The organism is Zoogloea sp. 1C4, assembly GCF_009469605.1.
Classification (GTDB): Bacteria; Pseudomonadota; Gammaproteobacteria; order Burkholderiales; family Rhodocyclaceae; genus Zoogloea; species Zoogloea oryzae.
The window spans coordinates 21,994-29,017 of the sequence record NZ_SSXU01000031.1; the positions used below are offsets into that span (position 1 = coordinate 21,994).

The window sequence follows — 7,024 nt, forward strand, 5'->3', positions numbered from 1 at the left end:
CCTGAACAACGATACGGAGACCTGACCACATGCTGCTCTTCACCGCGCCCCGCGATGCCCTCCTCGTCCCGCTGCAATCGGTGTCCGGCATCGTCGAAAAACGCCACACCCTGCCCATCCTCTCGAACGTCCTCATCGAGAAGAAGGGCGACGCGCTGACCCTGCTGGTCACCGACATCGAAATCCAGATCCGCAACAGCACCACCGCCGCCCTCGGCACCGACGACGTGGCCATCACCGTCGGCGCCCGCAAGCTGCAGGACATCCTGCGCGCGCTGCCCGACACCGCCGACGTCAGCCTTACCCTCGACGACAAGCGCATCACCCTCAAGGCCGGCAAGAGCCGCTTCCAGCTCCAGACCCTGCCCGCCGCCGACTACCCGCGCCTGTCCCCGCCCGAAGGCGAAGGCATCAGCTTCACCACCACGCAAAAAGCCTTCAAGAAGCAGCTCGCGCTGGTGCAGTACGCCATGGCCCAGCAGGACATCCGCTACTACCTCAACGGCCTGTTGCTGGTGGTCGCCGGCAACCTGCTGCGGATGGTTGCCACCGATGGTCACCGCCTCGCCTACGCTGCGTCCCCGCTGGTGGGCGATTACGCCCGCACCGACGTGATCCTGCCCCGTAAAACCGTCGTCGAACTGGCCCGTCAGCTGGCCGATTCCGACGATCCCCTCGAAGTCACCCTGGTGGGCAACCAGATCGTCTTCCGCTTCGGCAACATCGAGCTCATCTCCAAGCTCATCGACGGCAAGTTCCCCGACTACGAGCGCGTGATCCCCCAAGGCCATCCCAAGCTGGTCAAGGCCAGCCGCCTGGCCCTGCTGCAGGCCCTGCAACGCGCGGCGATCCTCACCAACGAGAAGTTCCGCGGCGTGCGCCTGATGCTCTCCGAAGGCAGCCTCAAGCTGGTGTCCACCAACGCCGAGCAGGAAGAAGCCCAGGAAGAACTCGAAGTCGATTACAGCGGCGATTCGCTGGACATCGGCTTCAACGTCACCTATCTCCTCGACGTGCTCACCAACGTTTCCGCCAACGAGATCGAGATCCGCTTCAACGATGGCAACGCCAGCGCCCTCTTTGGCCTCGCCGACAACGCCGACTTCAAATACGTCGTGATGCCGATGCGGATCTGATCTGCCGCCTGCTGTCTGTCTGCCAGGCCCCGCGAGGGGCCGTCCAAGCTGTACCTGAAGAACCGAGAACACCATGTCCGATACGCAACAACCCGCCGCCGCCGACAACTACGACGAATCCAGCATCCAGCAGCTCGAAGGGCTGGAGGCCGTACGCAAGCGGCCCGGGATGTACATCGGCGATACGTCCGACGGCACCGGCCTGCACCACATGGTCTTCGAAGTGGTGGATAACGCCATCGACGAAGCCCTCGCCGGCCACTGCGACGACATCGTGATCACCATCCACGCCGACAACTCCATCTCGGTGGCCGACAACGGCCGCGGCATCCCGGTGGGCGTCAAGATGGACGACAAGCACGAACCCAAGCGCTCCGCCGCCGAGATCGTGATGTGCGTGCTCCACGCCGGTGGCAAGTTCAACCAGAACAGCTACAAGGTCTCCGGCGGCCTGCACGGCGTGGGCGTCTCGTGCGTCAACGCGCTGTCCAAGTGGCTGCGCCTCACCGTCTCCCGCGACGGCCACAAGCACTTCATGGAGTTCAACCGCGGCCACGCGGTGGATCGCGTCATCGAGGTCGTTGACGGCATCGAGACCAGCCCCCTCAAGGTCATCGGAGAAACCAGCAAGCGCGGCACCAAGGTGCACTACCTCGCCGACGAAGAGATCTTCGGCACCGTCGAATACCACTACGAAATCCTCGCCAAGCGCCTGCGCGAGCTGTCCTTCCTCAACAACGGCGTCAAGATCCGCCTGGTGGACCAGCGCAACGGCAAGGAAGAAGACTTCGCCTTCGCCGGCGGCGTTTCCGGCTTTGTGGATTACATCAACCGCGCCAAGTCGGTGCTCCACCCCACCGTCTTCCACTCCAGCGGCGAATCCATCCAGAACGGCGTGCCCATCACCGTCGAAGTGGCCATGCAGTGGAACGACAGCTACGCCGAACAGGTGCTGTGCTTCACCAACAACATCCCCCAGGCGGATGGCGGCACCCACCTCACCGGCCTGCGCGCCGCGATGACCCGCGTCATCAACAAGTACATCGAAGAAAACGAGATCGCCAAGAAGGCCAAGGTCGATATCTCCGGCGACGACATGCGCGAAGGCCTCGCCTGCGTGCTCTCCGTCAAGATGCCCGACCCCAAGTTCGCCTCCCAGACCAAGATGAAGCTGGTCTCCGGCGAAGCCCGCCCGGCGGTTGAAGAAGTCGTCGCGCAAAAGCTCGCTGACTTCCTCCTCGAGCGCCCCATCGACGCCAAGACCATCTGCGGCAAGATCGTCGAAGCCTCCCGCGCCCGCGAAGCCGCCCGCCGCGCCCGCGAGATGACCCGCCGCAAGGGCGTGCTCGACGGCGTCGGCCTGCCCGGCAAGCTCGCCGACTGCCAGGAAAAAGACCCCGCCCTGTGCGAGATCTATATCGTCGAGGGTGACTCCGCAGGCGGCTCCGCCAAGCAGGGCCGCGACCGCAAGTTCCAGGCGATCCTCCCGCTGCGCGGCAAGGTGCTCAACGTCGAGCGCGCCCGCTTCGACAAGCTCATCAGCTCCGAGCAGATCACCACCCTCATTACCGCGCTCGGCACCAGCATCGGCGCCGACGACTTCAAGCCCGAAAAGCTCCGCTACCACCGCATCATCCTGATGACCGACGCGGACGTGGACGGCGCGCACATCCGCACCCTGCTGCTCACCTTCTTCTACCGCCAGATGCGCGAGCTCGTCGAGCGCGGCCACATCTACATCGCCCAGCCGCCGCTCTACAAGATCAAGCACGGCAAGAACGAGATGTACATCAAGGACGACAACGAGCTCAACGCCCACCTGCTCAAGCTCGGCCTTGAAGGCGCCGCCCTCACCCCGCGCGAAGGCGCTGAGGCCATCCGCGACGAAGCCCTCGCCGGCCTCGCCCGCACCTACCTGCTGGCCGAAGGCGTGATCCGCCGCCTCGCCGACTGGATCGACTCCGACGTCCTCCACGCCCTGCTCGCCACCGACCTGCCCCTGTCGGTCGACGACGAAGCCGCCACCCGCGACTCCGCCGCCCGCCTGCAGGCCGCCGTCGGCACCGACATCACCATCGAGGCCAACTACAACGAAGCCACCGAAGCCTGGACGCTCGATCTGGCCCGCATGCACCACGGCAACCGCAAGGTCAGCCAGATCGACGGCGACTTCCTGCGCTCCGGCGACTACCGCACCATCCGCCAGGCCACCGAATCCATCTCCGGTCTCGTCCAACCCGGCGCCATCATGCGCCGCGGCGAAAAGCAGCAAGTCGTCACCAGCTTCGCCGACGCCATCAGCTGGATGCTCTCCGAAGTCGAACGCGGCATCTCCAAGCAGCGCTACAAAGGTCTCGGCGAAATGAACCCCGAGCAGCTCTGGGAAACCACCATGGACCCGGCCGTCCGCCGCCTGCTGCGCGTCCAGATCGACGACGCCATCGCCGCCGACGAAATCTTCGCCACCCTCATGGGCGACAACGTCGAACCTCGCCGGGCGTTCATCGAAGAAAACGCGCTGTATGCGCGGAATCTGGATGTGTGAGACTGGTTGTGCCTGAACGCAGCGACAGTAGACAGGCAACGGCAATGATGAAAAAAGCTCCCGATGGGAGCTTTTTTCATGGGGGCGTGGTCGTGTGGCTGGGGTGTCGCCAGCCGTGGCGATCATTAAGCAGGCGCTACCTCACACAGGCTCGATATTCAGCTTTCGACCCACAGCGGTTAATCGCATTGGCAGTCTGAGTGGACGCTCCCCAGCAGAAATCTGCCTCGGATATACTCTGACGCTCGCGCTCCACACGTTGGTCAGACTGCAAACCACGCCTGCCTTAAAGCCTACGGTTGAGGTTTCAGCTTGGACAGCGTGGGCAAGAACAAAAAGGGAAACCAATGCTTGAGTCTATTCACTTCAAGAACGTGGGGGCAGCGCCGGAGATGAAGATGGATCTCTCGGCTCGGTTGAACCTTATCACTGGGAACAATGGTCTCGGAAAAAGCTTTCTGCTTGACGTAGCTTGGTGGGCACTTACGCGCACGTGGGCTCGGGAAATGGTGGTACCCAGGCCCGGCCTAGTCGCAGAGATCACCTATAAGTACACCAAGAAGACCAAACCTTCATACAGTTTCACGAGCAAGTACGAGGCGGATCGCGTCCGGTGGACCGTGAAGGCAAGCCGTCCTCCAATTCCGGGGCTGATCCTTTATGCCCAGGTCGATGGCGGCTTCTCAGTATGGGATCCGATGCGGAATTACTGGACCGAAGACGCGCCAGACCGCCCCAACGCCTTCCTTTTCACACCGGATCAAGTCTGGAAGGGGAACGAGCATTGTAAAGGTGTTATTGAAGATTGGCTGCTTTGGCAAGCTGGGAACGATCGCAAATTCAAGCTGTTAACGCAGGTGCTCGACACTCTATCGCCTTCGGCGAACGAAAAAATAGTGCCGGGGGAACCACGCGAGATCACGATTAAGGATAAAGGGCCAACGCCCACTCTGAGAATGCCGTATGGCGAAGACGTGCCGCTCAACCACGCGTCCTCCGGGATGCGCCGGATTATTGCCCTAGCCTACCTATTGACGTGGGCATGGCATCGACACGAAGAGGCGGCAAAGCTGCGTAGGGAGGAGCCTGCCCGTGAGATCGTCTTCCTAATTGATGAGATCGAAGGCCATCTCCATCCTCAATGGCAGCGTCGCGTCGTACCCTCTCTGCTGCGGGTCATGGACGTACTCACCGGCAAACATAGAACGAAGACTCAACTCATCGCCGCAACGCACTCCCCACTCGTGCTCGCGTCAGTCGAGCCTCTATTCGATGCCAAACAGGACTCGTGGTTCGACCTCGATCTGGAACAGAGGAATGTGATTCTTCGTAAGCGGGAGTATTGCCGCCGTGGCGAGATCGATAACTGGCTGACGAGCCCGGCCTTTGATCTGAAAGAGCCTCGCGGTTCGGTCGAGGCCGAGGAGGCTATTCAGGCGGCATTGGCCCTCGTTCGCCAGGGGGCGCCAGACAAGGCAGATATCGACCGCGTCAATAGACTGCTGCAGTCGGTACTCGGCGATACCGATAGGTTCTGGGTACGTTGGACCTCTTTCCGGGACACCCACAACGAGCGCGCTGGCACAAAGAAATGATACCTGTTGCCCGGGCAAGGAAACCCAAAGCGTTCGACGAGAAGGTCCGCAAACCCGGCCTGCGTGCGATCTCGGAAATGGCAGGCAAGCCGTCCCCTTTTCCTCGAACGGCAGGGAAGCCCTACAAGCAGATCGTTCAACGTAAAGCGGATATTCCGGCATCGGCGTTTCCTACATACTGGACCGAGGCTCTCGACGACCTAATGTCCGCATATGGCGAGATATGTTCGTATTCATGCTTCAGAATCCATCCTGTCACTGGCGCCCGTTCTGCCGACCACTTTGCCCCCAAATCGCAGCACTGGCGCGCCGTGTATGAATGGTCGAACTACCGGCTTTGCTGCAGCCGCATGAATTCCCGGAAGAACGATTTTGGCGAGGTACTCGACCCATTTAAGGTGGGTAAAGGGTGGTTCGAGCTAGAGCTTGTGGGCTTCCAGGTCATTCCCGGTAACTTGGTGAAAGCCACCCCGATCGAACAGCAGGTTAATGACACTATTGAGCGGCTTGGCCTCAATGACTTTTGTCGCGAACGCGCTGAAGACGCCGAGCGTTACTGGGCTGGCGACTATTCATTGAAGGTCTTGAAGAAGGATTCTCCCTTTGTCGCATATGAGCTCTGGCGTCAAAACAGGCTCAATATTGGAGACTCTTGGTGACGCTAGCGCTTTATGACTTTCTAGCTCAGAGGCCGGTCCAAGTTTGCCCGTAAGGGACTGCAACGAGTCTAGAGCTGTCACTCAGTGCAGTATCGTAGAGGACGATTTCTGGCCGATTACCGTCATATTACCGTCCTTCTAGCGCAATAGAATGATCGTCATCTCCATCCCGACGTCCTGATCCCGCTCTCCAACATCTCCCGGTTCTCCGTCCTTCCCCCGCCCGTCGTCACCCAGCAATGGCCTTCCACGGCTACCCCGAACCTCACGCTCCGGGGTACCTTCCCAGGCCCTGGTCATCCTCCTCAATCACCAACCATTTGACATTACCCGTCCATGCATCCAAACTGCGCCCCGCACAAAGTGTGCAAACGACATATACACATAACATCATTGAGGAGCGGAAAATGAATCAGAACGTGGTTTCGCTGGTTTTGTCGGCCGAGCAGCTGGATCAGGCGCGCAAGGCCTTGGGGATGCTGGAGCAGAGTCTGGTGGATCTGATTTCCCTGTCCGTCGAGCAGCGTCAGGAGCTGCGCAAGATGGGGCCGAAATCCGAGATGTTTGCGCGCAAGGCGCACGAGGTGGTGCTGCAGAACCCGGACAGCATGCCCCGCTCCTTCGACATCGAAGCGTTTACCGAGGACCTGCTGGCGCTGGATCAATTGCGGCCCTTGTTCCTGCGGATCACGGCGCTGGCGCGGCGGGCGGAGGATACGGAGATGGCGCTTGGGAGCGACATCTACAAGGCGACGCTGGATGCTTACCGGTTTGCCAAGGCGGCGGGCAAGGGGGCTGCGCTGGATGAGCTTTCAGAGCAGGCGGCCGTGCGTTTTGCAGGCCAGGGCAAGCGCGGGAGTGTCAGTAATTTTGTGTTCGAGGCGAATTTCGATTGATCCCGGCCATGGCCGGGATCAATCGACGGTTCTCATTTTGTGACCGCCGGAATGAAGCGCTCGCCGTACAGGATGGCGAACTGGTTCATGGCGCCTTTCCAGCATGTCATCGTTCCCCGCCATCCGTCGGTGATGTTGCGCAGCGCCAGCCAGATCAGCTTGGTGGCCGCTTCATCCGTCGGGAAGTGGCCCC

General features: G+C 61.0%; 5 protein-coding genes and 1 pseudogene. 5 read left to right on the forward strand and 1 reads right to left on the reverse strand.

Translation table 11 applies throughout. The features are described from left to right. Window positions 1-29: 29 nt before the first annotated feature. The 5 genes from dnaN (at window position 30) to GH681_RS21060 (ending at window position 6,831) form a co-directional block, all read left to right on the forward strand. A complete protein-coding gene (gene dnaN, locus GH681_RS21040; protein WP_153163504.1) occupies window positions 30-1,136 on the forward strand; it encodes a DNA polymerase III subunit beta in 1,107 nt (368 codons plus the stop codon). Between the two features lie 73 nt (window positions 1,137-1,209). Next, on the forward strand, window positions 1,210-3,681 hold the full coding sequence (gene gyrB, locus GH681_RS21045) for a DNA topoisomerase (ATP-hydrolyzing) subunit B (RefSeq protein ID WP_153163505.1): 2,472 nt from the start codon (window positions 1,210-1,212) through the stop codon (window positions 3,679-3,681). A 398-nt stretch (window positions 3,682-4,079) separates the two neighbouring features. After that, window positions 4,080-5,276: an AAA family ATPase gene (locus tag GH681_RS21050; protein WP_228112014.1), complete on the forward strand. Its 1,197-nt coding sequence runs from the start codon at window positions 4,080-4,082 to the stop codon at window positions 5,274-5,276. Then, window positions 5,273-5,935: a hypothetical protein gene (locus GH681_RS21055; RefSeq protein ID WP_153163507.1), complete on the forward strand. Its 663-nt coding sequence runs from the start codon at window positions 5,273-5,275 to the stop codon at window positions 5,933-5,935. Before GH681_RS21050 ends, GH681_RS21055 begins: the two co-directional genes overlap by 4 nt. A gap of 407 nt (window positions 5,936-6,342) precedes the next feature. Next, complete coding sequence (locus tag GH681_RS21060) at window positions 6,343-6,831, forward strand: hypothetical protein (protein ID WP_153163508.1); 489 nt, start codon at window positions 6,343-6,345, stop codon at window positions 6,829-6,831. A 32-nt stretch (window positions 6,832-6,863) separates the two neighbouring features. Here the strand turns inward: GH681_RS21060 and GH681_RS21065 are convergent. After that, a pseudogene (locus tag GH681_RS21065) lies at window positions 6,864-7,024 on the reverse strand (IS256 family transposase); the annotation flags it as partial.